At 70.7% G+C, this 16,583-nt stretch carries 14 protein-coding genes; 10 read left to right on the top strand and 4 right to left on the bottom strand.

The features are described 5' to 3' along the window. Window positions 1-17: 17 nt before the first annotated feature. Both ALI22I_RS45940 and ALI22I_RS45935 read right to left on the bottom strand, forming a co-directional pair. On the bottom strand, window positions 18-1,484 hold the full coding sequence (locus ALI22I_RS45940) for a sensor histidine kinase (RefSeq protein ID WP_077011801.1): 1,467 nt from the start codon (window positions 1,482-1,484) through the stop codon (window positions 18-20). After that, window positions 1,462-2,202: a response regulator transcription factor gene (locus ALI22I_RS45935; protein WP_077012119.1), complete on the bottom strand. Its 741-nt coding sequence runs from the start codon at window positions 2,200-2,202 to the stop codon at window positions 1,462-1,464. The genes ALI22I_RS45940 and ALI22I_RS45935 overlap by 23 nt, the downstream gene beginning before the upstream one ends. Window positions 2,203-2,374: 172 nt before the next feature. On the opposite strand from ALI22I_RS45935, the gene ALI22I_RS45930 reads away from it, so the two are divergent. From ALI22I_RS45930 to mug, 4 genes are read left to right on the top strand one after another with little or no spacing between them, the layout of a single operon-like run. Further along, window positions 2,375-2,932, top strand: coding sequence for a hypothetical protein (locus ALI22I_RS45930; RefSeq protein WP_077011800.1), 558 nt, complete (start codon window positions 2,375-2,377; stop codon window positions 2,930-2,932). A gap of 10 nt (window positions 2,933-2,942) precedes the next feature. After that, window positions 2,943-3,581, top strand: coding sequence for a copper resistance CopC family protein (locus ALI22I_RS45925; RefSeq protein ID WP_077011799.1), 639 nt, complete (start codon window positions 2,943-2,945; stop codon window positions 3,579-3,581). Between the two features lie 27 nt (window positions 3,582-3,608). Then, complete coding sequence (locus ALI22I_RS51715; RefSeq protein ID WP_077011798.1) at window positions 3,609-3,971, top strand: hypothetical protein; 363 nt, start codon at window positions 3,609-3,611, stop codon at window positions 3,969-3,971. After that, window positions 3,968-4,495, top strand: coding sequence for a G/U mismatch-specific DNA glycosylase (gene mug, locus ALI22I_RS45915; RefSeq protein WP_077011797.1), 528 nt, complete (start codon window positions 3,968-3,970; stop codon window positions 4,493-4,495). Before ALI22I_RS51715 ends, mug begins: the two co-directional genes overlap by 4 nt. Window positions 4,496-4,601: 106 nt before the next feature. Here mug and ALI22I_RS45910 read toward each other — a convergent pair whose 3' ends face one another. Next, on the bottom strand, window positions 4,602-5,240 hold the full coding sequence (locus tag ALI22I_RS45910; protein WP_179118568.1) for a DUF742 domain-containing protein: 639 nt from the start codon (window positions 5,238-5,240) through the stop codon (window positions 4,602-4,604). 195 nt (window positions 5,241-5,435) lie between these two features. On the opposite strand from ALI22I_RS45910, the gene ALI22I_RS45905 reads away from it, so the two are divergent. Then, window positions 5,436-5,657: an RNA-binding S4 domain-containing protein gene (locus ALI22I_RS45905; RefSeq protein WP_077011795.1), complete on the top strand. Its 222-nt coding sequence runs from the start codon at window positions 5,436-5,438 to the stop codon at window positions 5,655-5,657. Window positions 5,658-5,670: 13 nt separating this feature from the next. Here the strand turns inward: ALI22I_RS45905 and ALI22I_RS45900 are convergent, their stop codons facing one another. Further along, window positions 5,671-6,198: a hypothetical protein gene (locus ALI22I_RS45900; RefSeq protein ID WP_077011794.1), complete on the bottom strand. Its 528-nt coding sequence runs from the start codon at window positions 6,196-6,198 to the stop codon at window positions 5,671-5,673. 576 nt (window positions 6,199-6,774) lie between these two features. Here ALI22I_RS45900 and ALI22I_RS45895 point away from each other — a divergent pair. The 5 genes from ALI22I_RS45895 to ALI22I_RS45875 all read left to right on the top strand — a co-directional run bounded on the left by ALI22I_RS45895 (window position 6,775) and on the right by ALI22I_RS45875 (window position 16,582). Then, on the top strand, window positions 6,775-8,256 hold the full coding sequence (locus tag ALI22I_RS45895) for a sugar transferase (protein WP_077011793.1): 1,482 nt from the start codon (window positions 6,775-6,777) through the stop codon (window positions 8,254-8,256). Between the two features lie 53 nt (window positions 8,257-8,309). Beyond that, the gene (locus tag ALI22I_RS45890) at window positions 8,310-9,392 is read left to right on the top strand and encodes a Gfo/Idh/MocA family protein (protein ID WP_077011792.1); all 1,083 of its coding nucleotides are present in this window, start codon (window positions 8,310-8,312) and stop codon (window positions 9,390-9,392) included. 37 nt (window positions 9,393-9,429) lie between these two features. Next, the gene (locus ALI22I_RS45885) at window positions 9,430-10,434 is read left to right on the top strand and encodes an SDR family NAD(P)-dependent oxidoreductase (protein WP_077011791.1); all 1,005 of its coding nucleotides are present in this window, start codon (window positions 9,430-9,432) and stop codon (window positions 10,432-10,434) included. 8 nt (window positions 10,435-10,442) lie between these two features. Continuing rightward, window positions 10,443-11,588 carry a DegT/DnrJ/EryC1/StrS family aminotransferase gene (locus tag ALI22I_RS45880; RefSeq protein ID WP_077012118.1) on the top strand — a complete coding sequence of 382 codons (1,146 nt, stop codon included), beginning with the start codon at window positions 10,443-10,445 and terminating at the stop codon, window positions 11,586-11,588. A 152-nt stretch (window positions 11,589-11,740) separates the two neighbouring features. Further along, on the top strand, window positions 11,741-16,582 hold the full coding sequence (locus ALI22I_RS45875) for a DUF4082 domain-containing protein (protein WP_077011790.1): 4,842 nt from the start codon (window positions 11,741-11,743) through the stop codon (window positions 16,580-16,582). The last annotated feature ends 1 nt before the right edge of the window (window position 16,583 follow it).

Genomic DNA, 16,583 nt, shown 5'->3' with positions numbered 1-16,583 from the left:
AGCCGGCTGTGTGCGGATCAGCGCGGCAGGCGCACGGTGAACGTGGTCCGGCCCGGCCTGCTGTCCAGCCGCACCGAGCCCTCGTGCGAGGCGACGACGGCGGCCACGATCGACAGGCCCAGCCCGGTGCTCCCGGCCGCACGGGACCGCGACGTGTCACCCCGGCTGAACCGCTCGAAGACGTCGGCCTGCAACTCCTCCGGGATGCCGGGACCGTCGTCGGTCACCGCCACCTCCACCGCGCCGTCCACAATGGACAGCGAGGTGGTGACCTTGGTGCCCGGCGGTGTGTGCGTGCGCGCGTTGGACAACAGGTTCGCCAGAACCTGGTGCAGCTTGTGCGTGTCACCGGTCACCTGGACCGCCTCGGGCGGCAGCTCCAACCGCCACTCGTGGTCCGACCCGGCGATCCGGGCGTCGCTGACCGTGTCGACCACCAGCCGGGACAGGTCCACCGGCTCACGCCCCAGCGGACGCCCGGCGTCCAGCCGTGCCAACAGCAGCAGGTCCTCGACCAGTGACGTCATCCGCACCGCCTCGGACTCCACCCGCCGCATGGCGTGGGCGATCTGCGGCGGCACCTCGTCGGGTGTGCGCCGGGTCAGCTCCGCGTAGCCGCGGATGGCGGCCAGCGGGGTGCGCAGCTCGTGGCTGGCGTCGGCGACGAACTGCCGGACCCTGGTCTCGCTGTCGTGCCGGGCCTGCAACGCGCCGCCGATGTGCCCGAGCATCCGGTTCAGCGCCAGACCGACCTGCCCCACCTCGGTGTCGGGGTTGGCGTCCTGTTCGGACACCCGTTCGGCCAGCGCCACCTCGCCCTCGTGCAACGGCAGCTCCGCCACCCGGCCGGCGGTCGCGGCCACCCGTTCCAGCGGGCGCAGCGTGCGGCGGACTATCAGCACACCCGCCAGGCTCGTCGCGATCAGGCCGGCCAACGCGACCCCGCCGAGAATCCAGCCCATCTGCCACACGATGCTGTCGATGTCGGCCATCGGCAGCCCGGTGGTCACCACCGCCCCGGACGGCGTGGTGAGGGAGAGAACCCGGTAGTCGCCCAGTTCGCCGTCCAACGTCACCGTCCGCGCGATGCCGTCGGCGGGCACGTTTTGGATCTGCTCGGTCACGTCACCCGACAGCCTCACGCTGTCGCTGAAGTCCGGGGGCAGCCGCCGGCCGTCCACCACGCCGTCGTCGAGCCTGATCAGCACCAGCGTCCCCGGCCGGAACCCGGGGCCGTCCAGCGGACTGGGCGGCATACCGCCGGGCATCGGCATGGACAGTCCCCGGCCGGCCTTGAACGTCGATTCCCGCAGCTCGCCGTCCAACTGCCGGACCAGGAAGTCCCGCAACGCGAACCCGGTCGCCACGCCGATGATCGCGCACACCACCGCGAGCAGGACCACCTGCGCGGCGACGAGCCGGGTGCGCAGCGGCCAGCGCTTCGTCCGCGCGGACCAGTGCTCAGGACGAAGGCTTGAGGACATAACCGGCGCCTCGCATCGTGTGGATCATCGGTGCGCGGCCGGCATCGATCTTCTTGCGCAAGTAGGAGATGTAGAGCTCGACGATGTTGGCCTGGCCGCCGAAGTCGTAGCTCCACACCCGGTCCAGGATCTGCGCCTTGGACAGCACCCGCTTGGGGTTGCGCATCAGGAACCGCAGCAGCTCGAACTCGGTCGCGGTGAGGTCGATCGCGGTGCCGCCGCGGCGGACTTCGCGCGTCTCCTCGTCCAGCACCAGGTCGCCCACCACGAGTTCGGTGCCCGCGGTCGCCTCCGTGACGCCGGTGCGGCGCAGCAGACCGCGCAGCCGCAGCACGACCTCCTCCAGGCTGAACGGCTTGGTCACGTAGTCGTCGCCGCCCGCGGTGAGCCCGGCGATCCGGTCCTCCACCGCGTCCTTCGCGGTCAGGAACAGCACCGGCAGGCCGGGCAGGTCCGCCCGCATCCGGCGCAGCACCTCCAGCCCGTCGAAATCGGGCAGCATGATGTCCAGCACCACAACGTCCGGCCGGAACTCGCGCGCGGTCCGCACGGCGGACGTGCCGTCCAGCGCGGTGCGGACCTCCCAGCGTTCCATCCGCAACGCCATGGACATCAGTTCGGCCAACGTGGACTCGTCGTCGACCACGAGGACCCGCACCGGACTGCCATCCGGGCGGCGGAGTTCAGGGGAAGCCCCCGATGCAGACACTTGGTGCATGCTCCCATCGTCGGTCGGGCCCTTGAGCACCTCCTGTGCCGATCCTGTGTACCACCTGTGAACCGACGCGACCGGTGGCGGCACACGCTCAGGCACACGCTCAGGCACACGCACAGGCACCGCCCAAGGGCCGCACAGCCCACACACAGACTTCCCCGAGACCGTGGTCGCCATGACTACCGAAACCGAGCAGCACCCGACCTGGGGTGAAGAGCCGCCGCAGGCCGCCGCTCCCGGATCCGGCTGGAACGGTCGCAAGACCCTTGCCGCGGTCGCCATCGCCGTGGGCATCGCCGCCGTCGGCGGTGGTGTCATCTACGCCGCGAGCAACTCCGAGGCCGCCCAGAACAGCATGGGAGGCCCCGGCGGCTACGGCATGCGGGGCGGCCCCGGCATGATGATCATGGGCAGTCCGTTCGGCGAGACCACGCACGGCGAGTTCCAGAACGGCGAGGTCACCGAGGTCGGCGACGCCTCCATCACGGTGCAGAGCAGCGACGGGTTCAGCGAGACCTACAAGATCGACGGCGACACGCAGGTCAACGGCGGACAGGGCGCCCTGGACGACATCGCCAAGGGCGACACCGTGACCATCATCGCCGCCGCGGCCGAAGACGGCGGCGAAGCCACCGTCGAGACGATCATGGAAGGCAACGCGCAGCGCGGCGGGCCGCAGATGGGCAACGGCCAGCCGCCGGCCAACCAGCAGGGAACACCACCGACCCGGTAGAACTACCGGTATGACCAGACTGGCGCTCTCGGCACTGCTGGCAACCCTGGCCCTGTTCGGGGCGGCGCCCCAGGCGCTGGCCCACACCGAGTTGGTGTCGAGCGACCCGGCGAACGGCGGCACGCCGCCGCAGCGTCCCACGCAGCTCACGCTGACGTTCACCGAACCGGTGCCCGCCGAGAGCGCCACGGTCACGGTCATGGGCCCCGACGGCGCCGCCTGGCCGTTGGGCGAGGTCACGGCCCAGGCGGCGACGTTGACCATCCCGATGCGGGAGACCGGGTCGCCGGCCGGCCAGTACACCGTGACCTGGATGGTCCAGGCGCTGGACGGCGACTTCGTCGACGGCACGTTCGCGTTCACGCTGACCGCGCCGCCCGCGGCCCAGCAGCCACCGGCCGCCACGCCGACGCCCACCGCGCCGGCCGTGACGTCCGCGGACGCGGCCCCCACCACCGCATCGAGCACCGCCTCCGCGACGACGCTCACGGCCGTGATCACCGGGACGTCCGTCCCGGCCGTCGCGGGGAGCGCGGACGACGACGGTGGCGTGCCGCTGTGGGTGTGGATCCTGGTCGCGGCGGTGCTGGCCGTGATCGGCATCGCGGTCGGCGTCGGCCTGAACAGGCGCGGAAAGCCCGCCGAGTAGTCAACGGTCAACGGTTACGGTCCCGCCATGACCGGATCTCCTCTGCACCGCCGCGCCCTGCTCGCGGGCGGCGCCGCGGGTGTGCTCGCCCGCTACGAGGACACCGCCGCGCTGGACTTCGTCAACCAGGTGCAGGGCGAGACGCTCAAGGCGAACCTGACCGAGGCGCTGCCGGTGCTGTCGCCGGCCTCGCCGTTCAACAACTACCGGCAGTCCGGCGGCGGCAACTTCCCGCACATCGCCGCCGCGCCGGTGCTGCACAACCGGCAGCTGGAGATCCGCCAGCTGATCATCGAGTGGGTGCAGGAGCGCGGCGAGATCGACCCGGCCGCGTTTCACCGCACCGACTGGCGCCTGGTCGTCGACGGCACGCCGGTGGTCGTCGGATGACGTCGCCGGTGTTGCCGGACATCGTGGGGCCGGGGTTGGACGTGCTGTTCTGCGGCATCAACCCCGGCCTGTTGTCCGCGGCCAAGGGGCAGCACTTCGCCCGGCCGGGCAACCGGTTCTGGCCCGCGCTGCACCTGTCCGGGTTCACGCCGCGCCTGCTGACGCCCGCCGAGCAGGAGGAGCTGCTGGAGTACCGGCTGGGCATCACGAACCTGGTGGCCAGACCGACCGCGAAGGCCGACGAGCTGTCCCGCGAGGAGCTGCGGGCCGGCGGGGTCAGGTTGACCGAGCTGGCCCGGCTCTACCGGCCCAAGGTGGTGGCGGTCGTCGGCGTGACGGCGTACCGGACCGCGTTCGAGCGCAAGGCGGCCCGGATCGGCCCGCAGGACGGACTGATCGCCTCCTCGCGGCTGTGGGTGCTGCCCAACCCCAGCGGGCTCAACGCGCACTACCAGCTGCCCGACCTGGTCGAGCTGTTCGGGCGGCTGAGGTCGGCCGCGCGAGGTCGCGTCAATCGTTCGTGACTCATTTTCCGGCGATCACGCTTTCGATCGTCGGAAAATGAGGCGCGAACGACCGACTTCCAGGCGACCGAGCCGCCGTCTGCGGAGCAGCGGCAATCCAACACAGTTACAGGTTCTTGAGGCCGGCTAGGACGCGTTCCAGCAGGGTCAGGTCGGGGCCGCCGGGGGCGGCGGCGTTGTGGTGGACGGCGACGATGCCCATGGTGATCAGGTCGCTGAGCAGGACCCGGGCCACGCCTAGTGGCACCGAGAGGAGTGCGGAGACCTCGGCGACGGACCGGGGGTTGGCGCACATCTCCACGATCGACCGCTGCTCGGCGGTGGTGTCGCGCATGGCGATCGCGATGCCGTTCTGCTCCAGCGAGACCAGCGTCTCCAGCCGCAGGTCGTAGCTGGCGGACGTGCGGCCGCCGGTCCACGCGTAGGGGCGGACCAGGGGGCCGGAGAACTCCTCCACGGTCGGCTCGGGTTCCGGCTCGCGGCCGGACGGCACGGTCGGCGGCGCGACGTAGTCGTAGGGCCCGTCGAACGGCGCGGTCTCCTCCAGCGGGTCGTCCTGCCGGTCGTCGTCGGGCTGTTCGTCCAGGCTGCGGCGGAGTCTGGACGAGCCGAACCGGGCGCCGGTGGCCCCGACCTCGCCGCGTAACGACCGCCGCCGCCGGGGCGGCTTGGGTGGCTCCGCCGGCTCCTCGTCGATGCTGCGGCGCAGTGAGGGCGAGCCGAACCGGGCACCGGTCGTACCCACCTCGCCACGCATGGACCGTCGGCGTCTGCGATCTCCACCGTCGGCAAACTCCGGGTCTGAGCTCGCTGTGCTCACATCCCGGGAACCGTAGACCGAACCACGTTCGGCTGATGTCAAACATGTTTCGAGTCCGTGCAATCCTCGTTAACGGCTGCACGTGAGGACGCATGTGAGGCCCTGAGGGATGATGTTGCGATGCGCATCCGTGAGGTCGAGATCTCCGACGACATGATCAGGTTGGGCCAGTTCCTCAAGCTGGCGGGTCTGGCGGACAACGGCGCGCACGCCCGTGAGCTGGTCGAATCCGACGAGGTGACGGTGAACGGCCGGCTGGAGACGCGGCGCGGCGCGCAGCTGCACCACGGCGACGTGGTCGCCGTGGGCGACGAGAAGGCCCGTCTGGTGGCCGGTCGCTAGCCCTCGCGAAGGCTCATGAGGGCGGCGCGCCCTGGCGGCGGTAGGCCCACTCCTCGTGCCAGCAGTGCGGGTAGACGCCGCGGCGGAAGTAGGCCGGCACGCCGTCGATCGGGGCCGCCGCCCGGTCGTGGTAGAGCAGCCAGTACGGCAGCACGGTCGCCACGACCCAGTTCGCCGCCACCAGCGGCAGGTACAGCGGCCCGAACAGCCGCGCCTGGAACACGTGCACGGCCTCGTGGTCGTCCACGCCCATCGCGATCCCGGCCTGCACCGGTCCGATGGTGGTCGCGAAGCCCTTGATCACGCCGTCGCGCAGCCCGAGCGTGCCCCGGTGCCGGCTGAACGCCGGATCCACCCGATTGCCCCGCGCCAGCGCGTACGCCAGGAACACCGCGCCCGCCACCGTGTTCGGCAGGCTCCACGTGGCGTCCACCACACCGAGCACCCACCCACGCCGGCCGCGCGGGTACAGCCGGGTCCGCCACGCCCACACGCCGTGGAACGCGCCCAGCAGTCCGCCGATCACCAGCACGACGACCACCGGCCCATTGTGGTCGGAAAAGTGGCGGCGGTCACTCTTGATCCTCCGGGCCGGTGGAAATTGGTTCGGCCCGGTCACTTGAAGTGGCCGGGCCGTTGCTCCGAATAGCTGCTCCCGCGCTGTGAATGGGTGACCGCAAGCCCGCCGTGATGCGGTGTCGCCCTAGGGTCTTTAGACCCTTTTCGGGCTCATTCCGGCCCAGTTCGGACCTCTGTCGAAAACTCCCTGTAACGGAAACCGTCCCAGATTCGATGGACGTGTCCGCGTGCCTGTGCGGCCTCGCGCCGGCCACTGTGGATCGCCGCATCCCGACCGGCGGCAAGCCTTTCCCTGAACCGGTGCGGTGACCCGAAGTCACCTGGTGGCCCACCTGGGTGTGTGTGAGAGGCGTACCGAGGAATGTCCGACCGGCCCGGCTTTCACTGTCCGTGTAACGCGCGCCCTCGACGTGACGAATGACCGTTGGCGAAGCAAAAAATCGTCGCCGCACATTTGCCGTACACCACACGCGGGTCCGTCGGGGATGCCCTGCGAACGAGCACGTCCGAACCGACCCAACCCGGGGGGAGTACCACGATGAGCAACCAGGTCCAGCCGACGCGACACAGACAGGTCGCGGGAGTCGGCGCAGCCAACCGCACGACCAGCCCCACGGTCGACAGTTGGGAACCCGCCTACCGCTACGGCGTGATCGCCGCCGACGTCTTGTGCACCGTCGTGGTCGTCCTGCTCGCCGGTGTCGTCCTGTCGTCCCGCGTCGCCTCGTTCACCCCACTGCCCCTGATCGCCCTGGAAGCGGTCACCGTCGCGGTGGTCATCGGATCGCTGGTCCTCAACCGGGTGTGGAACCCGACCGTGCTGGGCCAGGGCGCCGAGGAGTTCCGCCGCCTGGGCCGCGGCGTGTTCGGCTCCGTCGTCGCGCTGGGTCTGGGCGCGCTGGCGGCCAACCTGCCCGGCGCCCGCCTGTGGGTGTTCGTGGTCGGACCCGCCGTCGCGCTGGTCGCCTTCCCGGTCCGCTACCTGCTCCGCCGCCCGCTGCACCGCGCCCGCGGTGAGGGCCGCTGCCTGCTGCCGGTGCTCGCGGCGGGCAACGTCGAGACCGTCACCGACCTGATCAGCCGCACCCGCCGCGCGCCCCACCTGGGCTGGCGCGTGGACGCCGTGTGCACCGTGGACGGCCGCGCCGAGATCGGCGTCGAGCTGGAAGGCGTCCCGGTCGTCGGCCGGTTCGGCGAGCTGGGCGAGCAGGTCCGCCGCGGCGGCTACCGGATCGTCGCGGTCACCGCCGACGCCTACTGGACGCCGCGCCGGCTCCAGCGGCTCGCCTGGGACCTGGAGGGCACCGGCACCGAGATGGTCGTCGCGCCCGCCCTGATGGACTTCGCCGGACCTCGGCTGCACGTCACCGGCGTGTTGGGCATGCCGCTGCTGCGCGTCACCGAGCCGGCGTTCACCGGTTTCCGCCGCGTGGTCAAGGCGACCGTGGACAAGGTCGGTTCGGCACTGCTGGTCGCGCTGCTGAGCCCGGTGCTGCTGGCCGTGGCGGTGGCGATCATGGTCGACACCAAGGGCCCCGTGCTCTACAAGCAGCGCCGGGTCGGCAAGGACGGCGTGCCGTTCACCATCCTGAAGTTCCGCACCATGGTCACCAACGCCGACGCGCTGCGCGCCAAGCTCCAGTCGGTGAACGAGGGCGCGGGCGTGCTGTTCAAGATGCGCCGCGACCCCCGCATCACCGCCGTCGGCCGGTTCCTGCGGCGCTACTCGCTCGACGAGCTGCCGCAGCTGTTCAACGTCCTCACCGGCGCCATGTCGCTGGTCGGCCCACGGCCGCCGCTGCCGGAGGAGAGCGCGAAGTACGGGCCGGACATGCGCCGCCGGCTGCTGGTCAAGCCCGGCCTGACCGGGTTGTGGCAGGTCTCCGGGCGCAGCGACCTGTCGTGGGAGGAGTCCGTGCGGCTCGACCTCCGGTACGTGGAGGACTGGTCGCTCGCGCTCGACGCGTTGATCTTGTGGAAGACCTTCCGCGCCGTGTTCGGCGGGCAGGGGGCGTACTGACTATGACCCGCCGACGTACGTCTCCCAGCGGAGGCGGCGACAAGGAGAACGAGATGGATCAGCCGATCGGCATCGCGGTGATCGGTGCCGGCTACTGGGGGCCGAACCTGGTGCGCAACGTCCAGGCCACCCCCGGGCTGAAGCTGCGCTACCTGTGCGACCTGGACGTGGAGCGGGCCCGCCGTGTGTTGGGCGACTACTCGACCGTCCGGGTGTCGGGCTCGCTGGACGACGTGCTCGCCGACCCGGCGGTCGACGCGGTCGCCATCGCCACCCCGGCCGCCACCCACCTGCCGGTCGCGCTGGCGGCGTTGCGGGCGGGCAAGCACGTGCTGGTGGAGAAGCCGCTGGCGGCGAACTACGAGGACGGCTTGAAGCTGGTCGGCGAGGCCGACAGCCGCGGCCTGACGTTGATGCTCGACCACACCTTCGTCTACACGCCGACCGTGCAGCACCTGCGGCACCTGGTGCGCAGTGGCGAGATCGGCACCGTGCAGTACCTCGACTCGGTGCGGGTCAACCTCGGCCTGGTGCAGCCGGACGTGGACGTGTTCTGGGACCTCGCGCCGCACGACCTGTCGATCTTCGACGCGATCCTGCCCGACGGGGTGCGCGTGACGCGGGTCGCCGCGCACGGCTCGGACCCGATCGGCGCGGGCCGCGCGTGCGTCGGCCACCTGACGCTGGAGCTGTCCGACGGCGTGATGGCCCACGTGCACGTGAACTGGTTGTCGCCGACCAAGATCCGCACCATGATCGTCGGCGGCTCCCGCCGCACGGTGGTGTGGGACGACCTGAACGCCGTGCAGCGCCTGTCCGTGCACGACCGGGGCGCGGACCGCATCGAGGACGACGAGGACCGCCGCCAGGCGATCATCTCCTACCGGCGCGGCGACACCGTGGCCCCGGCGCTGCCGGAGAAGGAGGCGCTGCGCGGGATGATGGCGGAGTTCGCCGCCTCGATCACCGAGAAGCGGGCGCCGCTCACCGACGGCTGGTCCGGCCTGCGGGTGCTGGCCACCCTGGAGGCCGCGTCAGCCAGCCTCGCCGCGGGCGGCGAGTTCGTCACCGTGGCGCAACTCGACCAGCCCGACCCGCTCGACGAGCTCGACGACGTCCAGCTCGCCACCGCGTAACAACCACTTGCACGCCCGCAAGGAAGGAACAAGCACCATGTCGGAAGCGGCTCAGCCGATCACCGGCCAGCGGGCCCTCGTCACCGGAGGAGCGGGCACCATCGGCTCCGCGGTGGTGGACCAGTTGCTCGCCACCGGAGCCGCCGAGGTGGTCGTGCTGGACAACTTCGTCCGGGGCCGTCGGGAGAACCTGGCCGAGGCCGCCGCGTCGGCGGGCGACCGGCTCACCGTGGTCGAGGGCGATATCAACGACCGGGCGCTGCTGGCAGAACTCAGCCAGGGCACCGATCTGGTGTTCCACCTCGCGGCCATCCGGATCACCCAGTGCGCCGAGGAACCCCGGCTCGCGCTGGAGTGCCTGGTCGACGGCACGTTCACGGTCGTCGAGGCGGCCGCCGCGGCGGGCGTGAAGAAGGTCATCGCCTCGTCGTCGGCGTCGGTCTACGGCCTGGCCGAGGTCTTCCCGACCACCGAGCGGCACCACCCGTACAACAACGACACGTTCTACGGCGCGGCCAAGGCGTTCAACGAGGGCATGCTGCGCAGCTTCCACGCCATGTACGGGCTGGACTACGTGGCGCTGCGCTACTTCAACGTCTACGGACCGCGGATGGACGCGCACGGCAAGTACACCGAGGTGCTGATCCGCTGGATGGAGCGCATCGCCGACGGCAAGCCGCCGCTGATCTTCGGCGACGGCGCGCAGACCATGGACTTCGTGCACGTGCACGACATCGCCCGCGCCAACATCCTGGCCGCGAAGGCGCCCGTCACCGACGAGGTCTACAACATCGCCAGCGCCCACGAGACCAGCCTCAAGGACCTGGCGCACGCGCTGCTGTCCGCAATGGACTCCGACCTGCCGCTGGAGCACGGCCCGGAGCGCGCGGTCAACGGCGTCACCCGCCGGCTCGCCGACATCTCCAACGCCGCCCGCGACCTCGGCTGGAAGCCCGAGATCGGTCTGGTGGACGGGTTGCGCGGCCTGGTGTCGTGGTGGCAGGCGGCCGTGGCGGCCTCGGGCGCCGAGGCGCTCCGATGATCCCGGTCATGAAGCCGTGGCTGGGCGCGGAGGAGGCCGAGGCGGCCGCCGCGGCCGTGCTGTCCGGCTGGGTGGCCCAGGGGCCGAAGGTCGCCGCGTTCGAGGACGCCTTCGCCCGCCGCGTCGCCGCGCTGCACGCGGTCGCGGTGTCGTCGTGCACGACCGCGTTGCACGTCGCGCTGCACCTGCTCGACGTGCGGCCCGGTGACGAGGTCGTGGTGCCGTCGCTGTCGTTCATCGCCACCGCCAACGCGGTGCGCTACTGCGGCGCCACGCCGGTGTTCGCCGACGTGGAGGTGGAGACCGGAAACCTGTCCGCGGCCACCGTCGAAGCGGTGCTCACCGAGCGCACCCGCGCGGTGATCGTGGTGCACCAGGCCGGTGTGCCCGCCGACGTCGACGCGTTGCGCGCGTTGTGCGGGCCGCGCGGTGTGACGGTGGTGGAGGACGCCGCCTGTGCGGCGGGCTCCACCTACCGGGGCGTGCCGGTCGGCGCGGACGCCGAGCTGGCGGCCTGGTCGTTCCACCCGCGCAAGCTGATCACCACCGGTGAGGGCGGGATGCTCACCACGAACCGCGAACAGTGGGCGGTGCGCGGCCGGCGGCTGCGAGAGCACGGCATGAGCGTCAGCGCGGCCGAGCGGCACAGCGGCGGCGGCGCGGTCGTCGAGAGCTACCTGGAGACGGCGTTCAACTACCGGATGACCGACATCCAGGCCGCCGTCGGCCTGGTGCAGCTGTCCAAACTGGATGCGATCGTGCGGCGTCGGCGTGAGCTGGCGGCCCGCTACCACGAGCTGCTCGCCACTGTGTTCGAAACCGATGGGCCGGGCCTGCGCCCGGTGCGCGACCCGGAGCACGGCACGACGAACTACCAGTCCTATTGGGTCATGCTGCCGGAGGACACGTCGTTGGAGCGCAACGACGTGCTGGCCAGGCTCGCCGAACGCGGGGTGTCGGCGCGCCGGGGGATCATGGCCGCGCACCTGGAGCCCGCGTACGCGGGCCACCCGCACGGCGACCTGCCGGTGACGGAGTCGTTCACCAAGCGGTCGCTGATCCTGCCGCTGTACCACGATCTGACGACCGCGGAGCAGGACACCGTGGTCGAGGAGTTGAAGGCGGCGCTCCACGTGCCGCTGGCTGCACGCTAGCCCGGCGCTGCGGGTGGTACACCTTTTTCCGTTGTGGTGTAACGCAAGGTGCGGTTCCGGCGACGACCGGAGCAACAGCACTCCGCTGATTGACGGAGTGCGCACTCGACCACCCGCAGTTACGGCCGCTTTTGCTCGAAAGGTGAACCGCCATGACCGCCGACCCGAAGCGGGCCAGACCCGTTCTCGCGGTACTACTACTGCGTCTGCTGGTGGTGATCGCCCTCGCGGCGTCGACCATCGTGGTCGTCGGTCTGCTGCGGGCCCCAGAGGCAGCCGCGGCGCCGTGCGACGCGCCCGTGGTCAACAAAGTGGCTTGCGAGAACACCAAACCGGGCACGCCCGACTGGCAGGTGAACTACCGGGACGACGGCATCCTCGGGTTCACCACGGACATCAGCGTCAACCCCGGCGGCCGGGTCGACTTCAAGATGCTCACCAGCGCGTCGTCCTACTACATCGACATCTACCGGCTCGGGTGGTACGGCGGCATCGGTGCGCGGTTCCAGGAGCGGATCACCCGCAGCGGGGCGCAGAACCAGCCGCCGTGCCTGCGCGGCACGGACGGCAGCGCGCTCATCGACTGCGGCAACTGGGCGGTGTCGCTGGGCTGGAACGTGCCCTCCACCGCGGTCTCCGGCATCTACTACGCCCGCACGCACCGCAACGACAACGGCGCGGAGAACGAGATCGTGTTCGTCGTCCGCGACGACGCCAGCACCTCGAAGATCCTGTTCCAGGCCTCCGACTCGACCTGGGTGGCCTACAACCGGTACGGCGGCAACAGCCTCTACTTCGGTGACGGCCCCGGCCAGGGCGGCCAGGCGTACAAGGTCAGCTACAACCGCCCGTACACCGGCGGCGACGGCGACGACAACTTCATCTTCAACGCCGAGTACCCGATGCTGCGCTTCCTGGAGCGCAACGGGTACGACATGAGCTACACCACCGACGCCGACTCGGCCCGGCGCGGCCACCTGATCAAGAACCACAAGGTGTTCATGGCCATCGGCCACGACGAGTACTGGTCGGAGGAGCAGCGCAACAACGTGGAGGCCGCCCGTGACGCGGGCGTGCACCTGGCGTTCCTCACCGGTAACGAGGTCTTCTGGAAGCACCGCTGGGAGAAGAGCATCGACTCCTCCCAGACCGACTGGCGCACCATCGCCTGCTACAAGGAGACCAAGGGCACCCAGAACGACGGCCTGAGCGACTGGACCGGCACCTGGCGCGACCCGCGCTACCCGGACCAGGACGGCGGAAAGCCGGAGAACGCGCTGCTGGGCAACATCTTCACCGTCAACGGCCGACGGGACGACTCCCTCCAGGTGCCCGCCGCGTACGGCAAGATGCGGTTGTGGCGTCACACGTCGTTGCAGAGCCAGGCCGCCGGCTCCACCTACACGTTCCAGCCCGGCACGCTGGGTTACGAGTGGAACACGGTGGAGGACAACGGCTTCCAGCCGCCCGGCGTCGCGCAGCTGTCCCGCACCACGGTGACCATCCCCGAGGGCGCGTACGTGCTGCAGAACCACGGCGACCTCTACACCCCGGACACCAAGACCCACGCCATCACCTACTACCGGCACCCGAGCGGGTCGCTGGTGTTCGGCGCGGGCACGGTCCAGTGGGCCTGGGGCGTGGACGACGAGCACGCGTTCCTCACCAACACCCCGACCTCCGACGTGCGGATGCAGCAGGCCACGGTCAACTTCCTGGCCGACATGGGCGTGCAGGCGACGACGTTGATGTCCGGTCTGGTGCAGGCGACCGCGAGCACCGACAGCCAGGCGCCGACCGTGGCGTTCGCCAACGTGCCGCCGGTGTCCAGCGTGGGCGTCTCGTACACGTTCTCCGGCTCGGTGTCCGACACCGGCGGCCAGGTCGGCGGCGTCGAGGTCTCCACCGACGGCGGCACCCGCTGGCACCCGGCGGTCTGGCAGGCCGGCGCGACGGGGTGGAGCTACACCTACGTCCCGACCCAGTCCGGCCCGGCGAGCCTGCGCGTGCGCGCGGTGGACGACTCGGCCAACCTGTCCAACCCCGTCGTGGCCACGCCCGGCGTGAACCCGCGCACCTGCCCGTGCGGCCTGTGGACCAACGCGGACGTCCCGGACGTGCCCGACAGCGGTGACGCGTCACCGCTGGAGCTGGGTGTCAAGTGGACCGCGAACAGCGCCGGCTACGTGCGCGGCGTGAAGTTCTACAAAGGACCGGGCAACACCGGCACCCACACCGGTTCGCTGTGGTCGTCCACCGGCCAGCAGCTGGCCACCGGCACGTTCACCAACGAGACCTCAGGCGGTTGGCAGACGCTGACCTTCGCGATGCCCGTGCAGGTGGCGGCGGGCACGACCTACGTCGTGTCGTACTTCGCGCCCAACGGGCACTACTCGTACGACCTGGAGTACTTCTTCCAGCAGCAGCGCTACCTGGAACCGCTCACCGGCCTGAAGAACGGCGCGGACGGCACCAACGGCCTGTTCAAGTTCGGCGGCACCGGCTTCCCGACCCAGTCCCACTGGGGCAGCAACTACTGGGTGGACGTGGTGTGGGCGTCGGACCCCGGCCCCGACCAGCGCGCGCCGCTGCTCGTGTCGACCACGCCGGTCGACGGCGAGGGCACCGTCGCGCTCAACCCGGTCGTCTCCGGCACCTACGACGAGGCCGCCTCACCTGGTTCCATCCAGTTCACGGTGACCGGCCCGGCCGGCGCGGTGTCCGGCTCGTCGGCGCTGTCCAACGAGAACAAGACGGTCACCTTCACCCCGAGCCAGGCCCTCACGCCGAATACCGCCTACACCGCGGCGCTGCGCGTGTCGGACGCGGCGGGCAACCAGACGGTGCAGTCGTCCTGGTCGTTCACCACCGGCGCGACCCGGCCCGCTGCCTGCCCGTGCACGGTCTGGGACGACTTCGCCCGGCCCGCGGTGTACGCCGCGAACGACACCACGGCCATCGAGGTCGGCACCAAGGTGCGCTTCAACGGCAAGGGTGAGGTGCTGGGCGTCCGGTTCTTCAAGGGCACCGGCAACACCGGCACGCACACCGGCTCGCTGTGGTCGTCCACCGGCCTGCTCCTGGCCACCGGCACGTTCACCAACGAGACGTCCAGCGGCTGGCAGAAGCTGACCTTCGCCTCACCGGTGGTCGTGCAGGCCAACACCACCTACATCGTGTCCTACTACGCGCCCAACGGGCGTTACGCGGTCACCGGCGGCTACTTCGCCGGCCAGAGCCCGAGCTACGCGGGCATCCGGGCGTTGGCCGACGGCGTCGACGGCGCCAACGGCCTGTACCGCTACGGCAGCGGCGGCGGCTTCCCGACTTCGTCGTACAACGCGACGAACTACTGGGTCGACGTCGTCTACCGCAACGGCCTCAACGGCGACACCACGCCGCCGACGATCACGAACCGCTCCCCGGCCGTGGACGCCACGGACGTCGTCGCCACCACCCCGGTGACCGCGACGTTCAGCGAGGCGGTCGACCCGGCCAGCACGCAGATCTGGCTGTCCGACCCGCGCGGCGCCCAGCTGACCGGCTCGCTGTCGCTGTCCGGCGACCAGAAGACGGTCACCTGGACACCGACCGGCAAGCTCATGCCGAACACGCGCTACACCGCGAGCGTGCTGATCGCCGACGTCAACGGCAACCCGATGCCGGACCCGGTGACGTGGTCGTTCACCACCAGCGCGGCCGTGATCTGCCCGTGCACGCTGTTCAGCTCGGCGACCGTGCCCACGGTGCAGTCGGCCGACGACAGCGGCGCCTACGAACTGGGCGTCCGGTTCACCCCGACCGCGGGCGGCAAGATCACCGGCGTCAAGTTCTACAAGGGCGCGGCCAACACCGGCACGCACACCGGCTCGCTGTGGTCGGCGAGCGGCCAGCAACTGGCCACTGGCACGTTCACCGGCGAGACCGCGAACGGCTGGCAGACGCTGACCTTCGCCAACCCGGTGTTCGTCTCGGCGGGGACCACCTACACCGCCTCGTACACCACGACCACGGGCCGCTACTCCGTGGACGGCGGGTACTTCAGCGGCTACGCGGTGGCCGGCGGACCGCTGGGCGCGCCCGCGGCCGGTGACGGCGGCAACGGCGTCTACCGCGCGGGCACGGGCTACCCGACGAACTCCTACTCTGGCGGCAACTACTGGGTCGACGTGGTCTACCTGCCCAACGACGACAACGTCCCGCCGGTCGTCAACGGGCGCACCCCGCTGGCCGGCGCCGGCGAGGTGTCCCGCACCTCACCGCTGACCGCGTCGTTCGACGAGCCGGTCGACCTGACCACGGCCCAGTTCACGCTCGCTGACTCCGGTGGCGCGAAACTCGCGGGCACGCTGTCGCTGTCGGCCAACCAGCAGCAGGTGACGTGGACGCCGGCGGCGGCGTTGGGCGGCGGCATGACCTACACCGCCAGCCTGCGCATCGCCGACGTCTACGGCAACCTGATGACCACGCCGACGACCTGGTCGTTCACCACGACCACCGACGGGGACTGCCCGTGTTCGCTGTTCAGCTCGGCGACCGTGCCCACGGTGCAGTCGGCCGACGACAGCGGCTCGTACGAGCTCGGCGTCCGGTTCGTGCCTTCGGTGAACGGCTCCATCACCGGGGTGAAGTTCTACAAGGGCACCGGCAACACCGGCACGCACACCGGCTCGCTGTGGTCGGCGAGCGGCCAGCAACTGGCCACCGGCACGTTCTCGAACGAGACGGCCACCGGCTGGCAGACGCTGACCTTCGCGGCACCGGTGTCGGTCTCCGCCGGGGCGAGCTACGTGGCGTCCTACACCGCGCCCAACGGCCGGTACTCGGTGGACACCGGGTACTTCATGGGCAACGCGGTGACCAGCCCGCCGCTGAGCGCGCCGGCCACCGGTGAAGGCACCGCGAACGGCGTCTACAAGGCAGGCCCCGGGTTCCCGGAGTCGTCTTACGCGGGCAGCAACTACTGGATCGACGTCGTGTTCACCACCGGATGAG

Origin of the sequence: Saccharothrix sp. ALI-22-I (genome assembly GCF_001984175.1) — a bacterium.
Classification (GTDB): Bacteria; Actinomycetota; Actinomycetes; order Mycobacteriales; family Pseudonocardiaceae; genus Actinosynnema.
The sequence above is the reverse complement of the archived record's forward strand: the minus strand, read 5'-3'. Positions and strand labels throughout refer to the sequence as shown.

Coding starts and splice junctions, on each gene's coding strand:
- ALI22I_RS45935 (WP_077012119.1), bottom strand. CDS start 2,202: ATGCACCAAGTGTCTGCATCGGGGGCTTCCCCTGAACTCCGCCGCCCG.
- ALI22I_RS45930 (WP_077011800.1), top strand. CDS start 2,375: ATGACTACCGAAACCGAGCAGCACCCGACCTGGGGTGAAGAGCCGCCG.
- ALI22I_RS45875 (WP_077011790.1), top strand. CDS start 11,741: ATGACCGCCGACCCGAAGCGGGCCAGACCCGTTCTCGCGGTACTACTA.
- ALI22I_RS45925 (WP_077011799.1), top strand. CDS start 2,943: ATGACCAGACTGGCGCTCTCGGCACTGCTGGCAACCCTGGCCCTGTTC.
- ALI22I_RS45940 (WP_077011801.1), bottom strand. CDS start 1,484: ATGTCCTCAAGCCTTCGTCCTGAGCACTGGTCCGCGCGGACGAAGCGC.
- ALI22I_RS45885 (WP_077011791.1), top strand. CDS start 9,430: ATGTCGGAAGCGGCTCAGCCGATCACCGGCCAGCGGGCCCTCGTCACC.
- ALI22I_RS45890 (WP_077011792.1), top strand. CDS start 8,310: ATGGATCAGCCGATCGGCATCGCGGTGATCGGTGCCGGCTACTGGGGG.
- ALI22I_RS45895 (WP_077011793.1), top strand. CDS start 6,775: ATGAGCAACCAGGTCCAGCCGACGCGACACAGACAGGTCGCGGGAGTC.
- ALI22I_RS51715 (WP_077011798.1), top strand. CDS start 3,609: ATGACCGGATCTCCTCTGCACCGCCGCGCCCTGCTCGCGGGCGGCGCC.
- ALI22I_RS45905 (WP_077011795.1), top strand. CDS start 5,436: ATGCGCATCCGTGAGGTCGAGATCTCCGACGACATGATCAGGTTGGGC.
- ALI22I_RS45880 (WP_077012118.1), top strand. CDS start 10,443: ATGAAGCCGTGGCTGGGCGCGGAGGAGGCCGAGGCGGCCGCCGCGGCC.
- mug (WP_077011797.1), top strand. CDS start 3,968: ATGACGTCGCCGGTGTTGCCGGACATCGTGGGGCCGGGGTTGGACGTG.